General features: G+C 73.4%; 14 protein-coding genes. 7 read left to right on the top strand and 7 right to left on the bottom strand.

Going from position 1 to position 16,180, the window contains the following annotated elements:
- Positions 1 to 58 precede the first annotated feature (58 nt).
- The 3 genes from araB to araA are packed head-to-tail and all read left to right on the top strand — an operon-like array spanning position 59 to position 3,902.
- On the top strand, positions 59 to 1,741 hold the full coding sequence (araB, locus tag ACZ6RT_RS29715; RefSeq protein WP_470157259.1) for a ribulokinase: 1,683 nt from the start codon (positions 59 to 61) through the stop codon (positions 1,739 to 1,741).
- Positions 1,738 to 2,409, top strand: coding sequence for an L-ribulose-5-phosphate 4-epimerase (locus ACZ6RT_RS29710; RefSeq protein ID WP_344898273.1), 672 nt, complete (start codon positions 1,738 to 1,740; stop codon positions 2,407 to 2,409). The genes araB and ACZ6RT_RS29710 overlap by 4 nt, the downstream gene beginning before the upstream one ends.
- Positions 2,406 to 3,902: an L-arabinose isomerase gene (gene araA, locus ACZ6RT_RS29705; RefSeq protein ID WP_399196468.1), complete on the top strand. Its 1,497-nt coding sequence runs from the start codon at positions 2,406 to 2,408 to the stop codon at positions 3,900 to 3,902. The genes ACZ6RT_RS29710 and araA overlap by 4 nt, the downstream gene beginning before the upstream one ends.
- Positions 3,903 to 4,018: 116 nt before the next feature.
- Here the strand turns inward: araA and ACZ6RT_RS29700 are convergent, their stop codons facing one another.
- From ACZ6RT_RS29700 to ACZ6RT_RS29670, 7 genes are all read right to left on the bottom strand, one after another.
- A complete protein-coding gene (locus ACZ6RT_RS29700) occupies positions 4,019 to 5,095 on the bottom strand; it encodes a LacI family DNA-binding transcriptional regulator (protein ID WP_399196466.1) in 1,077 nt (358 codons plus the stop codon).
- A 26-nt stretch (positions 5,096 to 5,121) separates the two neighbouring features.
- On the bottom strand, positions 5,122 to 6,324 hold the full coding sequence (locus ACZ6RT_RS29695; RefSeq protein ID WP_470157258.1) for a metal-dependent hydrolase family protein: 1,203 nt from the start codon (positions 6,322 to 6,324) through the stop codon (positions 5,122 to 5,124).
- Positions 6,325 to 6,540: 216 nt separating this feature from the next.
- A complete protein-coding gene (locus ACZ6RT_RS29690; protein ID WP_344898265.1) occupies positions 6,541 to 7,506 on the bottom strand; it encodes an ABC transporter ATP-binding protein in 966 nt (321 codons plus the stop codon).
- Positions 7,503 to 8,543, bottom strand: a complete 1,041-nt coding sequence (locus ACZ6RT_RS29685) for an ABC transporter ATP-binding protein (RefSeq protein ID WP_470157257.1) — start codon at positions 8,541 to 8,543, stop codon at positions 7,503 to 7,505. The genes ACZ6RT_RS29690 and ACZ6RT_RS29685 overlap by 4 nt, the downstream gene beginning before the upstream one ends.
- Positions 8,540 to 9,514: an ABC transporter permease gene (locus ACZ6RT_RS29680; RefSeq protein WP_470157256.1), complete on the bottom strand. Its 975-nt coding sequence runs from the start codon at positions 9,512 to 9,514 to the stop codon at positions 8,540 to 8,542. Before ACZ6RT_RS29680 ends, ACZ6RT_RS29685 begins: the two co-directional genes overlap by 4 nt.
- 22 nt (positions 9,515 to 9,536) lie before the next feature.
- Positions 9,537 to 10,601 (bottom strand): ABC transporter permease, encoded by a 1,065-nt coding sequence (locus ACZ6RT_RS29675; protein ID WP_470157255.1) that lies wholly within the window; start codon positions 10,599 to 10,601, stop codon positions 9,537 to 9,539.
- A 13-nt stretch (positions 10,602 to 10,614) separates the two neighbouring features.
- Positions 10,615 to 12,210 (bottom strand): ABC transporter substrate-binding protein, encoded by a 1,596-nt coding sequence (locus tag ACZ6RT_RS29670; RefSeq protein WP_470157254.1) that lies wholly within the window; start codon positions 12,208 to 12,210, stop codon positions 10,615 to 10,617.
- 731 nt (positions 12,211 to 12,941) lie between these two features.
- Between ACZ6RT_RS29670 and ACZ6RT_RS29665 the strand changes: the two genes are divergently transcribed.
- The 4 genes from ACZ6RT_RS29665 to ACZ6RT_RS29650 all read left to right on the top strand — a co-directional run.
- On the top strand, positions 12,942 to 14,186 hold the full coding sequence (locus tag ACZ6RT_RS29665; RefSeq protein WP_399196460.1) for an amidohydrolase family protein: 1,245 nt from the start codon (positions 12,942 to 12,944) through the stop codon (positions 14,184 to 14,186).
- Entirely contained in the window at positions 14,183 to 14,608 is a 426-nt protein-coding gene (locus ACZ6RT_RS29660) for a DUF4440 domain-containing protein (RefSeq protein ID WP_470157253.1), read from the top strand. The genes ACZ6RT_RS29665 and ACZ6RT_RS29660 overlap by 4 nt, the downstream gene beginning before the upstream one ends.
- 57 nt (positions 14,609 to 14,665) lie before the next feature.
- Complete coding sequence (locus ACZ6RT_RS29655) at positions 14,666 to 15,061, top strand: TIGR04076 family protein (protein ID WP_470157252.1); 396 nt, start codon at positions 14,666 to 14,668, stop codon at positions 15,059 to 15,061.
- A 10-nt stretch (positions 15,062 to 15,071) separates the two neighbouring features.
- Positions 15,072 to 16,180, top strand: a 1,109-nt coding sequence (locus ACZ6RT_RS29650) for an LLM class flavin-dependent oxidoreductase (RefSeq protein ID WP_470157251.1), incomplete at its 3' end; no start/stop codon positions are given.

The following is a 16,180-nucleotide window of genomic DNA, read 5'->3' as shown; positions in this document are numbered from 1 at the left end:
GTGCGGCGGACCGCACCGGGGCCCCGTCCACGGAGGTCCTGATGTCCCGGGAGAGCATGTGAACGCTAACAGTGATCGTTACACGGTCGGGGTCGACTTCGGCACGCTGTCCGGCCGCGCCGTGGTGGTGCGGGTGAGCGACGGCGCCGAGGTCGGCTCCGCCGTGCACGAGTACGCCCACCGGGTGATCGAGGACCGGCTGCCGGGGGGCGGCGCGCCCCTGGGCCCGGACTGGGCGCTGCAGTCGCCCGACGACTGGCGGGACGTGCTGCGCACCGCGGTGCCCGAGGCGGTGGCCGCGGCCGGCGTCTCCCCGTCCCAGATCGTCGGCCTGGGCACCGACTTCACCGCCTGCACCGTGCTGCCGGCCACCGCCGACGGCACCCCGCTGTGCGAGCTGGAGGAGTTCACCGGCCGGCCGCACGCCTGGCCCAAGCTGTGGAAGCACCACTCGGCGCAGCCGCACGCCGACCGGATCAACGCGGTCGCCGCCCGCCGCGGGGAGAGCTGGCTGCCGCGCTACGGCGGGAAGATCTCCTCGGAGTGGTCGTTCGCCAAGGGCCTGCAGGTCCTTCAGGAGGACCCGGAGATCTACGACCGCGCCGAGCGCTGGATCGAGGCCGCCGACTGGATCGTCTGGGAGCTCACCGGCGTGGAGACCCGCAACGTCTGCACCGCCGGGTACAAGGCCGTCCGCCAGGACGGGCGCTACCCGTCGCAGGAGTTCCTCGCCGAGCTCGACCCCGGCTTCACCGGCTTCACCGCCAAGCTCGGCGGCGAGCCGTCGCCGCTCGGCGGCCTCGCGGGCCGGCTGACCGCCCGCGCGGCCGAGTGGACCAAGCTGCCGGAGGGCACCCCGATCTCGGTCGGCAACGTGGACGCCCACGTCACCTCCGCGGCCGCCGACGCGGTCCGTCCCGGCCAGATGGTCGCCATCATGGGCACCTCCACCTGCCACGTCATGCCGTCGGACACCCTGGCCGAGGTGCCCGGCATGTGCGGGGTGGTGCGCGACGGCATCGTGCCGGGACTGTGGGGGTACGAGGCCGGCCAGTCGGGCGTCGGCGACATCTTCGGCTGGTTCGTCGAGACCTCGGTGCCCGGCTCCTACGAGCGCGAGGCCGAGCGGCGCGGGCTGAGCGTGCACGGGTACCTCACCGAGCTCGCCGCGGCCCAGCCGGTCGGCCGGCACGGCCTGGTGGCACTCGACTGGCACAACGGCAACCGCTCGGTGCTGGTCGACCACAACCTCTCCGCCGTGGTCGTCGGCCAGACGCTCGCGACCCGGCCCGAGGACACCTACCGCGCGCTGATCGAGGCCACCGCGTTCGGCGCCCGTACGATCGTGGAGACCTTCGAGGCGTCCGGGGTGGCCGTCACCGACTTCGTCGCGGCCGGCGGGCTGATCAAGAACCGCTTCCTGATGCAGGTCTACGCGGACGTGCTGCGCCGCCCGATCTCGGTGATCGGCTCCGAGCAGGGATGCGCCCTGGGATCGGCGATCCACGCCGCCGTCGCGGCCGGGGCCTACCCCGACATCACCGCGGCGTCGGCCGCGATGGGCAGGCGCGGCGAGACCGTCTACCGGCCGGACCCCGGCCGCGCCGACGCCTACGACCGGCTGTACGCCGAGTACCGCCGGCTGCACGACCACTTCGCCGACGGAGCGATGCTGCACGGCCTGCGGGCCCTGCGCTACGAGGCGAGCCGACCCGTGGACGAGAAGGAGGAGGACGCGTGAGCGGCGTCACGGTACGGAGGCTTCAGGAGACGGTGTGCCGCCTCCACGAGGAACTGGTCCGCTACGGCCTGGTCGCCTGGACCGCCGGCAACGTCTCCGGCCGGGTCCCGGGTGAGGACCTGTTCGTCATCAAGCCGTCCGGGGTGTCCTACGACGACCTGACACCGGAGTCGATCGTGGTGTGCGACCTGGACGGCGAGCTGGTCGAGGGCGAGCTGTCGCCCTCCAGCGACACCGCCGCGCACGCCTATGTCTACCGGGCGATGCCGCAGGTGGGCGGGGTGGTGCACACCCACTCCACCTACGCCTCGGCCTGGGCCGCGCGCGGCGAGGCCATCCCGTGCGTGCTGACGGCGATGGCCGACGAGTTCGGCGGCGAGATCCCGGTCGGTCCGTTCGCGCTGATCGGCGGGGACGACATCGGCAAGGGCATCGTCGCCACCCTGGAGGGCCACCGCTCCCCGGCGGTCCTGATGCAGAACCACGGCGTCTTCACCGTCGGCGCCGACGCCCGCGCCGCGGTCAAGGCCGCGGTGATGTGCGAGGACGTCGCGCGCACCGTGCACGTGGCCCGCCAGCTCGGCGAGCCGCTGCCGATCGCGCGACCCGACATCGACCGTCTGTACGACCGCTACCAGAACGTCTACGGGCAAAGGAGTCCGCGTTGACCGTCCACGAGCGTGAGATCTGGTTCCTCACCGGAAGCCAGGGGCTGTACGGAGAGGAGACGCTGGCCCAGGTCGCCGAGCAGTCGCGGCGCATCGCCGAGGAGCTCGGCGAGCGGCTGGCGTTCCGCCTGGTGTGGAAGCCGGTGCTCACCGACGCCGCGGCGATCCGCCGGGTCTGCCTGGAGGCCAACGCGGCCGACGACTGCATCGGGATCATCGCCTGGATGCACACCTTCTCCCCGGCGAAGATGTGGATCGCCGGCCTGGACGCGCTGCGCACCCCGCTGCTGCACCTGCACACCCAGGCCAACGTGGAACTGCCGTGGAGCTCCATCGACATGGACTTCATGAACCTCAACCAGGCCGCCCACGGTGACCGCGAGTTCGGCTACATCCAGTCCCGGCTGGGCGTGGCGCGCAAGACCGTCGCCGGGCACGTGAGCGACCCGGCCGTGGCCGCCCGCGTCTCTGCCTGGGCGCGGGCCGCGGCCGGGCGCGCCGAGGTGGGCACGCTGCGGCTGGCCCGCTTCGGCGACAACATGCGCGACGTGGCCGTCACCGAGGGCGACAAGGTGGAGGCGCAGCGGCGCTTCGGCGTCTCGGTCAACACCTACGGCGTCAACGACCTGGTCGCCGTCGTCGACGCCTCCTCCGACGCCGACGTGGACACGCTGACCACCGAGTACGAGGACACCTACAAGGTCGCTCCCGAGCTGCGCGCCGGGGGCGAGCGGCACGACGCGCTGCGCTACGCCGCCCGCATCGAGCTGGGGCTGCGCCACTTCCTCACCGAGGGCGGCTTCGGCGCGTTCACCACCAACTTCGAGGACCTGGGCGGGCTGCGGCAGCTTCCCGGCCTGGCCGTGCAGCGCCTGATGGGCGACGGCTACGGCTTCGGCGGCGAGGGCGACTGGAAGACCTCGGTGCTGGTCCGCACGCTCAAGGTGATGTCGGCCGGTCTGGAGGGCGGCACCTCCTTCATGGAGGACTACACCTACCACCTGACGCCCGGCGAGGAGGTCATCCTGGGCGCGCACATGCTGGAGGTCTGCCCGACGATCGCCTCCGGGGTGCCCTCCTGCGAGATCCACCCGCTGGGCATCGGCGGGCGCGAGGACCCGGTCCGGCTGGTGTTCGACGCCGAGCCCGGCCCCGCCGTGGTGCTCGGCCTGGCCGACATGGGGGACCGGTTCCGGCTCGTGGCCAACGAGATCGACGTGGTCGCCCCGGCCCAGCCGCTGCCCAGCCTGCCCGTCGCCCGCGCGGTGTGGAAGCCCCGTCCCTCGCTGAGCACCTCGGCGGAGGCGTGGCTGACCGCCGGGGGGCCGCACCACACCGTGCTGTCGGCCGCGCTGACCGTCGAGGAGCTCACCGACCTGTCCGACATGCTCGGGGTCGAGCTGCTGGTCATCGACGCCGACACCACCCCCCGCCAGTTCGCCAAGGAGATCCGCTGGAACCAGGCGTACTACCGCCTGGCCCAGGGCCTCTGAGGGGAGCGCCGAGGAACCCCTAGACCCCCGGCACGGGCGGACGTCCGCCCGGCCGGTCCGGTCCGTGTCCCTGTCACGCGGTCCGTGCCCCTGTCAGTCGGTACGGGCCGCGCGGTTCAGCTCGCCTCCGTGGCCGAGGGCTCTCCGGGAGGCGGATCGACGGGCCGCGACGACAGGGGTGGCGGGGACGACGGGGGCGGCGCGGTGGAGGAGCGGACGACGAGGTCGGCGCCGACGGTGTAGCGGCGCGGTTTCAGCTCCTGGCCGTCGATCGAGCGCAGCAGGAGCTCGACGGCGAGCCTGCCGAGCTCGTGGGCTCCGGTGTCGACGACCGTGATCGGCGGACTCCACCACTCCAGCAGCGGCATGTCCTCGAACGCGACGACCGACAGGGCGGACGGGACGTCGATACCGGACCTGGCCAGCACCGGCAGGGCCCCGTAGGTCGCCTCGTGGTTGGCGAGCATCAGCGCGGTCGGCGCCCGCTCCGCCCCCAGCAGCTCGCCCATGGCCCGCGCCCCGTAGGCCACCTCGAACGGGCCCCGCCGGACCAGGTCCGCGTCCGGGGTCAGGCCGGCGTCACCGAGCGCCTGGACGAACCCGGCGTACCGGTCACGGCCCGAGGTGGTCTCGGGTGGCCCGCCCACGAACGCGATCCTGCGGTGTCCCAGGTCGAGCAGGTGGCGGGTGGCGGACACGGCGCCCTCGCGGTCGGCGGCGAGCACGGCCGGTCCCTGTGAGCCCTCGATCTCCCGGATCAGGTCGATGACGGTGATCCCCGACGCGCGCAGCTCGTTGACCTCCCTGACGTTCCGGCCGGTGCCCACGATCAGGACGCTGTCGACCTGGTGGTCGCGCAGCAGCCGCAGGTAGTCCGCCTCGACCGCGGGGTCGGCGTTGGTGATGCAGAGCAGCGCCTGGTAGCCCGAGGCGACCAGGCGCCGCTGCACGGCCTCCACGACCGTGTGGAAGGTGTTGTTGACCAGGTTGTTGAGCACCAGCCCGACCAGCCCGGAGCGGCGGGTCCGCAGGCTCGCGGCGGCCAGGTTGCGCCGGTAGCCCAGGGAGCGGGCGGTCCGGGAGACCCGCAGGCGCGTCGACTCGGAGATCTCCGAGGACCCCGAGAGCGCGCGGCTCGCCGTGCTCACCGAAACCCCGGCGGCTGCCGCGACGTCGCGGAGCGTGGCGGCCATGTCCTCACCGTTCCTCAGGGCCGGCGCTATCCGGCCGTCCGGGTGTCCCCTAGATCATCATCTCGGATGATACGGCCCCCGATGCCGACCAACGACACGTCCCGGTACGCATTCAGATCACGAAGGGGATCGTCGCGCAGCGCGATGAGGTCCGCGGCGTAGCCGGGGGCGATCCGGCCCAGCCGCGACGAGGCCCCCACCAGCTCGGCCGCGGTCAGCGACGCGGACCGGATCACGTCGAGGTTGCTCAGCCCGGCGGTCGCCAGCAGGAGCATCTCGTGCACGTGCGCGCTGACCCCGTCCACGTCGTCGCCCGGCGGGTAGTCGGTGCCGGCCACGATCGGCACGCCCTCGCGCACGGCCGTACGGATGCTGTCCAGGTGCCGGTCGGCGGCGTCCAGCGCGTTGCGGATGGAGAACTCCTCGAACCCCTTGGCCCGCATCCAGCCCTCCGAGCGCGTCACGCAGAGCGTCGGGGTCAGGAACGCCCCGGCCTCGCGCATCCGCCGCGCGGTCTCCTGGTCCAGGTCGTAGGCGTGCTCGAAGGACCGCACGCCCTGGGCGAGGGCCTGCCTGATGGCCTGCCAGGCCCCGGCGTGCGCGGCGACGTAGGTGTCGTGCTCGTGGGCCGCCTCCACCGTCGCCCGGATCTCCTCGTCGGTCATCTCCGGCTCGGCGAAGTCCTCGCCCTCGTGCGCCAGCCCGCCGGTGATGAAGATCTTCAGGTGGTCGGCGCCCGCCCGCAGCTCCTGCCTGGCCGCCGCGCCGAACTCCCCGGCGCCGGTGGCGTACGCGCAGGCGCCGCCCTTGCCGTGCCCCTCGGGACGGGAGATCGCCCGGCCCGCGCCGAAGATCCGCGGGGCGTCGATCCAGCCGTGCGCCGCGGCCTCGCGCAGCAGCAGGTCCGCGCGGTTCTGCTCGTGCACGCACCGCAGCGTGGTGACCCCCGCGCGCAGCGCGTCCTGGGCACGGACCGCCGAGCGGTACGCGGTGAGCGCGGGGTTCTCGGCCTCGTCCGTCGCCGAGAACGGGTAGACGACCGACAGGTGCGTGTGGCAGGAGATGAGGCCGGGCAGCAGGTAGCGGCCCCCGAGGTCGTGGACGTCGCCACCCGGGGGAGGGCCGCCGGAGGTGATCTCGGCGATGAGCCCGTCGTCGGTCCGGACGCTCCGGCCGCGCAGGACCGTGCCGGACTCCACGTCGACGATGTTGCAGTTCGCGAGCCACACGGTGGGGGCTCCTTCCGGGGCAGGGGGACGGACGGGCAGGGCGGGGACGAGGGCGTGACCGCGACGGGGACGGGGGCGTGGCCGGGGCTGAGACGGGCCGCGTGGCCGGGATGGGCGGGAGAGGGGCCGCGAGACGGGGGAGGAGGCGGGGAACGGGCCGCGCGGCCGGGACGGGGACGGTCCGTCCGCGGGCGCGGAGGGCGGGTCGGGGACGGGTCAGGGACGGGGGGTGAGCGGGACGGTGAGCGGCTCCTTCACCACCGGGCAGGCGACGCTGTGCCCGGGGGCGACCTCCAGCCGTTCCGGCACCCGGACGGCGCACTCGGGCAGGGCGAGCGGGCAGCGCGGGTGGAACCGGCACCCCGTGGGGGGCGCGGCCGGGTCGGGCACGTCACCGGGGAGCGGCGCCGGGAGCGTCCCGGAACCGTCGGGCCTGGGCACCGCGTCGATGAGCGCCCGGGTGTACGGGTGCCGGGGACGGGCCCACAGCTCGTGGGTGGGGCCGTGCTCGGCGATGGTGCCCAGGTACATGACGGTGGTCACGTCGGCGATCTGCCGCACGATCGCCAGGTCGTGGGAGATGAACAGCAGGCCCATGTCGAGCTCCCTGGCCAGGCCAACCAGGAGGGTGGCCACCGACGCCTGCGCCGAGGCGTCCAGCGCCGAGATGGGCTCGTCCGCGACGATGCAGCTCGGCTCGGCGGCCAGCGCCCGCGCGATCGCGATCCGCTGGCGCTGGCCGCCGCTGAACTCGTGCGGGTAGCGGCCGGCCGCGTCGACCGGCAGCGCGACGCGCTCCAGCAGTTCCCGTACCCGGCCGGCGTCGCGCCGGTGACCGGCGAGCCGCAGCCCGTCGTTGATCTGCTCGCCGACGCTCCGGCGGGGGTTCAGCGACGAGAACGGGTCCTGGAAGATCATCTGCAGCCGGCGCTGGGCGACCGGCCTGGCCCGCCGGGTGAGCGGCGCCACCGGTGTCCCGTCGAAGACGACCGTGCCCGAGGACGGGGCCAGCAGGCCCACCGCGGCCTTGCCCAGGGTGGACTTGCCGCAGCCCGACTCGCCGACCAGGCCGACGATCTGCCCTCGTTCGACGGAGAGCCCGGCTCCCGCGACCGCGGTCACCGGCGGCCTGCCCGGCGTCTGGTAGGTGACGACCAGGTCCCTCATGTCGAGCAGGGTCATGAGGGGACCTCCCGGGGGAGCGGCGGACCGGAGAGCGACGGGCCGAACGGGTCGACCGGGCAGGCGGCCGAGTGCGCGGGCGCCAGCTCGACGAGGCCGGGCAGCCGTTCGACGCACGACTCGCGCGCCCACGCGCACCGGGGGTGGAAGGGGCAGCCGGTGGGCGTCGTACCGGCGGAGGGCGGCTGGCCAGGGATGGGGCGGAGTTCGGAGGTCTCCTCCTCCGGGTGCGGCAGCGCGTCCAGCAGGCCGCGCGTGTAGGGGTGGCGGGGCTCGGTCAGCACCGCCCGGCGCGGTCCGTTCTCCACGACCCGGCCGGCGTACATGACCGAGATCCGGTCGGCCAGCGAGGACATCACCCCCAGGTCGTGGGTGATCAGCAGCACCGACATGTCCCGCTCCCGGCGCAGCCGGTCGAGCAGCCGCAGGATGCCGGCCTGCACGGTCACGTCGAGCGCGGTGGTCGGCTCGTCGGCGATGATCACCTTCGGGTCGCAGGCCAGCGCCACCGCGATCGCGATGCGCTGGCGCATGCCGCCGGAGAACCGGTGCGGGTAGGAGCGCAGCGCCTGCTCGGGGCCGGGGATGCGCACGGTCTCCAGCAGCTCCAGCGCCCGCGCGCGGGCGTCGGCCCTGCTCACCCTGCGGTGGTGACGCAGGTGGTCGGTGATCTGCCGTTCGACGGTGAGCATCGGGTGCAGGGACGTCATCGGGTCCTGGAACACCATGGCGATGTCGCGCCCGCGCACGTCGCGCAGCGCCCGCTGCGGCAGCGCCAGCAGGTCGCGGCCCTCGAAGAGGATCTCCCCGGTGGTCCGCGCCCCGCCGGGGAGCAGGCCGAGCGCGGCGAGCGCGGTCATCGTCTTGCCGCTGCCGCTCTCCCCGGCCAGCCCGACGATCTCGCCGGGGCGCAGGACGAGGTTCATGCCGCTGACGGCCGACAGCCGGGCACCGCCGCGGCGCGGCAGCGTGACGGTGAGGTCGCGGACGTCCAGGACGGGCGCGGGCGCGCCGGCCGGCTCCGCGGGGGCGCTCATGCCCGTCCCCTGCGTGCCGAGCGCGGGTCGAGCACGTCGCGGACGGTGTCGCCGAGGAAGTTCGCGGCCAGCACGACCAGCAGGATCGCCAGGCCGGGGAAGACGCCGAGCCACCACTTGTCGAAGTACTGCGCGCCGCTGGCGACCATGGACCCCCACTCCGCGACCGGCGGGCGGGCGCCCAGGCCGAGGAACGACAGCCCCGACAGGGTCAGCACGGCGTTGCCCACGTCGAGCGCGGCCAGGACCACGATCGGACCGACCACGCCGGGCCGTACGTCGACCCAGAGGGTGCGCAGGCTGGAGGCGCCCAGCAACCGGCTGGCGTGCACGTAGTTCTCCTCCCTCATGCTGAGGATCATGCCGCGCACGACCCGCGAGTAGGCGGGCCAGCTCACGATCACGACCGCCAGCACCGCGTTGACCAGGTCGGGCCCGAGCGCCGCCACCACGGCCATCGCCAGGATGATCCCGGGGAAGGCGAAGACCAGGTCGGCGCTGCGCATGATCAGCCCTTCGGCCCAGCCGCCGAAGTAACCGGCGATCGCGCCGAGCAGGGTGCCCACCGCGCAGGCGACGGCGACCAGCAGCAGGGCGACCGGCAGCGAGAGCCGGGCCCCGTGGATCACCCGGCTGAACACGTCGCGGCCGATCTGGTCGGTGCCGAACCAGTGCTCGGCCGAGGGCGGGAGCAGCTTCATCGAGTCCTGCGCGATCGGGTCGTACGGCGCGACCAGCGGGGCCGCGATCGCCAGGAACAGGAACAGCGCCAGGATGACCAGGCCGATCACGCCGAGCGGCCTGCGCCAGGGCGAGCGCATCGCCGAGGCGTCCTCGCGGTCCAGGCGGCGGGCGGCACGCGCGGAGGCCCTGAGGCTCACCGTCCCCGCGCCCACACCTCCGAGGTCCATACCTCCGAGGCCCACGCCACCGGGCTCCACGCCACCGGTGCCCGCGTCTCCGGGCTTCATGCCTGCGGGCTTCACGAGGGGCTCACCCCAGCCTGATTCTGGGGTCGACGACCGCGTAGAGCAGGTCGACCACGAAGTTGACGACCACGTAGACCACGGCCACCACCAGGCTCACGCCCATGATCGCCGGGAGGTCGAGGGTCAGCGCGCCCCGGTAGGCGTAGGCGCCCAGTCCCGGCCAGGAGAACACCGTCTCCACCAGCACCGCGCCGCCCAGCAGGTTGCCGAACGCCAGCCCGGCCACGGTGATCACGCTGACCAGCGCGGGGCGGAGGATGTAGCCGAACGTGACGTACGACGGCGACAGGCCCTTGGCCCGGCCGGCCCGCACGTAGTCGTTGCCCACCACCTCCAGCACCGAGGCCCGGGTGAAACGGGTCAGCGACCCGATGGTGAAGATCGCCAGCACCAGCGCGGGCAGCCACAGGTGGGCGGCGGCCTCGCCGAGCACGGTCCACTGGCCGCTCAGCACGGCGTCGACGGTGTAGAGGCCGGTGACGTCCGGCGGCGGGGTGGTGCCCGGGTTCAGCCGGCCCGAGCCCGGCGAGATGCCGAGGCGGGCGTAGAACACGTACATCGCCACCAGCGAGAGCCAGAACGTCGGCACCGAGACCCCGGCCAGCGAGACGACCCGGATGATCTGGTCGGCGAGCCGGTCGCGGCGCATGGCGGCCAGCACGCCGAGGCCGACGCCGAGCACGAGCGCCACCGCGATCGCGGCCAGGGCCAGCTCGAAGGTGGCCGACATGAACTGCGCGAGGTCCTGGGTGACCGGCCGGTGGCTCTGCTGGGAGGTGCCCAGGTCGCCGCTGAGCAGGTTGCCCAGGTAGTTCAGGTACTGCTGCGGCAGCGGCAGGTCCAGGCCGTGCCGGCGGCGCCAGGCCTCGACGACCGCGGGGTCGGCGGCGGCGCGCTCGCCCAGGTTGGCCGTGACCGGGTCACCCGGCACCAGCTGGGTCAGCACGAACGAGACCAGCGTGATGCCGAGGACGAGGAGGATGCCGGCCGCCAGCCGGCGGAGCGTGAACCGGAGCAGGCCCGGTAACGCGTACCACCGTCTGGCGACCGGTGTGAGGAACGACGTCATCGATCGGCGCCGGCTAGCGCAGCGTGGTCAGGTCGACGGTCCACAGAGGGTTGTAGTCGAGCGGGCCGAGCTGCTTGGCGCCCGCGACCACGGCCGACGGCTGGAACAGCGGGATGAAGGGGCCTTCGGCGTTCATGGCCTTCTGCAGCGCCTGGAAGTCGGCGTCGCGGGTGGCGTCGTCGGCGGTCTCGGCCTTCTCGGCGAGCTTGGTGATCTCCGGCGCCGCGTCCTCCTTCCAGCCGGCCCGGAGGCCCACCATCTGGCCGGGGGTGAACAGCAGGTAGTCGTTGGGGTGGTTGTAGTCCGGTCCCCACCACTGCAGGCTCAGCTCGTCCTTGCCGGCGCGGTAGGAGTCGAGCGCGGTGGTCACCGGCTTGCCGTCGAGCTGGACGTCGATGCCGACCTCCTTGAGGTTCTGCTGGAGGCGGGCCGCGATGTCGGCCATGCCCACGCCCTTGTAGGTCAGGTCGGAGGCGTAGTTCAGCTTCACCGAGGGGGAGGAGATGCCCGACCTGGCGAGCGCCGCCTTGGCGCGGGCGACGTCGCGCTTGACGGCGTCGGCCGGCGCGAGCGCCCCGGAGAACATCGAGGGGACGACGCCGCCCGGCTGGACCGCGCCCTCGCCCACCAGGTTCAGCAGGCCCGCGTAGTCGACGCCGTAGCGCACGGCCTCCTGGAAGTCCTTGTTCGAGGTGGTCGACGAGACCGCGGGGTCGTCGTTGACCAGCAGGAACGCGATGTCGGCGGCGGCGGTCTTGTTGACCGTCACGTTCTCGCCCAGCGAGGTGGCCTGGTCCGGCCGCAGGTCCAGCGCGAGCTGGCTGCCGCCCTGGGTGAGGTTGAGCTGCTGCACGTTCGCCTGGACGTTACGCACGACGATCTTGCTGTAGACGGGCTTGGTGCCCCAGTAGCCGTCGTTGCGCTCCAGCACGACCTCGCTGGCCGCGTCGAACTTGGTGATCTTGTACGGGCCGCTGCCGTAGGAGGCCTTGGCGAACTCCGGCTCGGCCTTGTCGCTCTCGGCGTCCTTGGTGCCGCCCATCTTCTCGACCGCCGCGCTGTTCTCGATGCCGAGCGCGGGGTTGGAGAGCTTGGCCATCAGCGCCGAGTCGGGCTTCTCGGTGGTCAGCACCACGGTCTTGTCGTCGGGAGCCTCGGTCTTGACGCCGTCGAGCAGGAAGGACGGGTTGCCCTTCAGACCGGCGATCCGCTCGAAGGTGTAGACGACGTCCTTGGCCGTCATCGGGGTGCCGTCGCTGAACTTGACGCCGTCGCGCAGGGTGAAGGTGAACTTCTTGAAGCTCTCGTCGATCTCGGGCAGCTCGGCCACCCCGGGGACGGCCGTCTTGACGTCGGCCCCCTTGTAGGTCACCAGCGTCTCGTAGACGGGATAGAGCACCGTCTGCGCCGTGGGCTCGAACTGCCGGGCCGGGTCGGCGGTCTTCAACTGGAACGAGGTGTCGACGACCAGCGTGCCGCCGCCCGCTGCGCCGCCCGTCCCGCCGCTCGCCGGAGCCGTGCCCGCCGCTCCTCCTCCGCCGCCGCAGGCGGCGGTCAGCGCGGCCACCACGCCCAGGCCGAGGACCGCGAGACCTCTACGACCAACCATCCTGTCCGCCTCTCATACGTCGCGTACCGGGCTCATGGCGCGAGACGGTTCCGCAAGGACGCAAACGATTCCGGTCAACCTCTTTTATGTCAAGGCTTCGACCGATAAAACCACAGGTGAGCGTATACGTAATCTTTCGGAAATGTTTCTGCAAAGCAAGGCCCGGGGACGTCCGGGCGCGCCGGGACCCGCGACCGTCCCGCCCCCTCGGGCTCCGGGGCGATCCGCGGTGCCGGAGCGCCGGGGCGACGCGGACCCGGAGGGCCCGGCCGCGTGCCGGAGGGGCGAGGACCGATGCGATCCTGCCTCGAAGGCTAGGGCGCCTCGGTCACGTATCGGAGACATTTGTGTGAAATTCCATGAACAGGAACCGGTGAAACGATCTATTTTTTTCACCGTACCCGCTCTGAGGACGGGATTTGCCCATGAACGATCATCGTTCACTTGTTCAGTGAACTTGCGTCTGATAGAACATACGGCATGTGCGGACCGGGCGGGCCGTCCACGGCCGCCCGCGGGGCGCCCCGGCGCCGATCCCCGTTCACAACGCCCGCGCGACGGAGGCCGAAGACGGAGGCCGAAGAGGGCTCGACCGCGCGGCCGGGGCGGGTGCCGCTCCGGAGCCCGGTGCGGGGACCGGCCGGGCATGATCGGGACCGGGTTCGCGGGACACGGCCGACGGCCGCGTCCCGGCGGACGTCACCCGCCGGACCTACGGAGTGGAGGCCCCGATGAACGACGTGGTCATCGTCAACTGCACGGTCACCGACGCCCGTGCCGCACGGGGGAGCACCGCCGAGGGGCGTGTCGCCGACGCGGCGGTGTGGGTCCACGGCGACCGGATCGAGGCGGCGGGCCCCCGCGAGGAGGTGACAGGCCTGGCCGGTGACGCCCGGGTGATCGACCTCGGCGGCGCGCACGTCACCCCCGGCCTGGTCAACATGCACACCCACCTGTCCCTGTCGCTGCCCGGACGGGCCGGCGCCGACGTCAGGGACATGACCGCGCACGAGCTGGCCCTCTACATGGCCGACGGCGCCCGCCGGACCCTGCACTGCGGGGTCACCACGGTGCGGTGCGTCGCCGAGAAGGACCACGCCGACTTCGCGCTGCGGCGGGCGATCGAGGCGGGCAGGGCGACCGGCCCGCGCATCTTCACCGCGGGCCGCGCCCTGGTCTGCACCGGGGGCCACGGGCACGAGGGCGGCGACACCCTGGAGTGCGACGGCGCCGACGGGTTCCGCCGGGGGGTGCGCGCCCAGATCAAGGCCGGAGCGGACCTCATCAAGATCATGATCTCCGGGGGGATCGCCGGGGAGCACGAGAGGATCGACACCCCGCAGCTGTTCTCCGACGAGATGGCCGCCGCGCTGCGGACCGCGCACGCCTGGGGCCGTAAGGTCACCGCGCACGCCGGACCGGCGGCGGTGATCGCCGAGGCCGTCGAGCTGGGCCTGGACTGTGTGGAGCACGGCTACCAGCTCACCCCCGAGGTGGCGGAGCGGATGGCCCGGCACGGGACGGCCCTGGTGCCGACGCTGCTGGTCACCCGCTGCAAGGAGTTCTTCGACGAGCTGGGCGTGCCCGGGTGGATGCAGTGCCGCTCGCTCGGCGCCGGGCCCCGGCACCTGGAGAGCTACGCCATGGCCCTCGACGCCGGGGTGGAGGTCCTGCTGGGCAGCGACATGCCGCCCTTCTGGGCGTTCGAGGGGACCAACGCCACGGTGCGCGAGCTGGAGTTCATGTCCGAGGGCGGGCTCGGCCCGGCCGGGGCGCTGCACGCCGGGACGCTCGGCCCGGTGCGCTGGCTCGGCGCCGACGCCGACCTCGGCACCGTCGAGGCGGGGAAGTACGCGGACCTCATCGCCATGGACGCCGACCCGCTGGCGGACACCTCGGCCTTCCGCGGGGTCCGCTGGGTGATGAAGGCGGGCCGGGTCGTCCGCGACGACCGGTCGGGATGGGAGGGCCCGTGAGCACCGACGCAATCGATTCCGCCAGGGACACCGGGGCGGACGCCACCGCGATCGCCGCGGGCATCGACGACATGTACGACGCGTTCCTGTCCGCCGACCGCGCCCGGTTCGACCGGCACCTGCACGCCGAGGTGACCACCTGGGAGACGCACCTGCCGGGACCGCTGCGGACCCGCTCGGAGCTGGACGCCTACCGGGACGGCCGGGACGGCTCGGGCGCCCGTCCCGAACTCGACCGGCTGGCGGCCGAGGACAAGCGGATCGACGTGTGGGGCGACACCGGACTGGCGCGGTACGTGCTGGTCGCCGAGCCGCCGGGCGGGCCCGCCCAGCGCAGCAGGGTGACCGACGTGCTCCGCCGCGTCGGCGGTGACTGGCTCATCGTCCACCACCACTCGGAACTGCTCACCGGGCACGGGTGAGGGCACGTCATGGGCGGAAGGGATCCGCGGCCCGCACGGGCCGGAGAGGGGACGGGCATGAGCGACGACGCGAACACCGGCGCCGGAGGTGCCGAGGGCGCCGGCGGCACTGACGGCACTGATGGCCCTGACGGTGCCGGCGGTGACATGGAGCTGTACGACCTGCGGGTCGTGGTCGACCGCATCGAGGGCAGGTCCGTCTGCGGGATGGAGGTGGGCGACTGCTTCGTCCTGGAACGGAGCGCGCACCTGCGGCTCCCCGACGGCGAGCACTTCTGCGTCTACGCGCTCGCCGCGGTCCTGCCCTTCCTCGCGGCCAAGCAGCGCGACCTGGCCTCCGGGGACTGGCTGGCGCGCGACTCCCTGTTCTGCTGCCCCGACCCGGAGGAACGGCTGGTGATGCGGGTCGAGCGGACCGGCCGCCGCCGGATGAACTCCGCCGACCTGACCTGAGGGGGTCCCCATGAGCACCGCCGAGATCGGCCTCGGCCTGCAGAGCGACAAGCGGGCCGGAGACTACGCGCGGCTCGCGCGCCGCGCCGAGGAGCACGGTTTCGACGTGCTGAGCGTGTTCGGCGACCTGATGTACCAGCCGCCGATCTTCCCGCTGCTGGAGATGGCCGCCGCCACCGAGCGGGTACGGCTCGGCGCGGCCTGCCTCAACCCGTACTCGCTGGCCCCGTACGAGATCGCCGGGCAGCTCGCCGCGCTGGACCTGGCCTCGCACGGCCGCGCCTACCTGGGGCTGGCGCGCGGCACCTGGCTCGGCGCGGTGGGCATCGCCCAGCCCCGCCCGCTGACCGCGCTGGCGGAGGCCGCGCGGGTGGTCCGGCTGCTGCTGGCCGGTGACGCCGGGGGGTTCGAGGGGGAGATGTTCCGCCTCGCGCCCGGTACCCGGCTGCGCTACCCGGTACGGCGTCCCCGTCCGCCGCTGCTGCTGGGTGCCTGGGGGCCGAAGGGCGCGGCCCTGGCCGGCCGGATCGCCGACGAGATCAAGGTGGGCGGCAGCGCGAACCCGGCGATGGTCGGGGTGATCCGCGAGCGGGTCGCGGCCGGGGCCGTCCCGGCCGGGCGCGACCCCGGCGAGGTCGGCGTCGTGCTGGGCGCGGTGACCGTGGTGGACGCCGACGGCGCCGCGGCCCGCGCCAGGGCCCGCACCGAGGTCGCCATGTACCTCGCGGTGGTCGCCGACCTCGATCCGACCGCGGGGGTCCCCGCCGACCTGCTCGGCCGGGTCAAGGAGCTGGTCGACGCCGGGCGGGACGAGGACGCCGGGCGGCTGATCCCCGACGACGTGCTCGACCTGTTCGCCTTCTCCGGCACCCCGGAGCAGGTGGCCGCCCAGGCCCAGGCCCTGATCGACGCGGGCGCGCACCGGGTGGAGTTCGGCACCCCGCACGGGCTGACCGACGACGGCGGGGTGGAGCTGCTGGGCGGCGCGGTGCTGCCGCTGCTGGACCGCACCCGGGGCCGGGGGGGGGGGGGGGGGGGGGGGGGGGGGTGGGGGGGGGAGGGGAGGGGGGGGGGGGGGGCGGGTACCTGGTGCACGCCACGATCGGGAACGTCGGCGGG

Source organism: Streptosporangium sp. NPDC050148, assembly GCF_055586505.1.
Note: the sequence above shows the minus strand (reverse complement) of the source record. Positions and strands in the feature narration are given on the sequence as shown.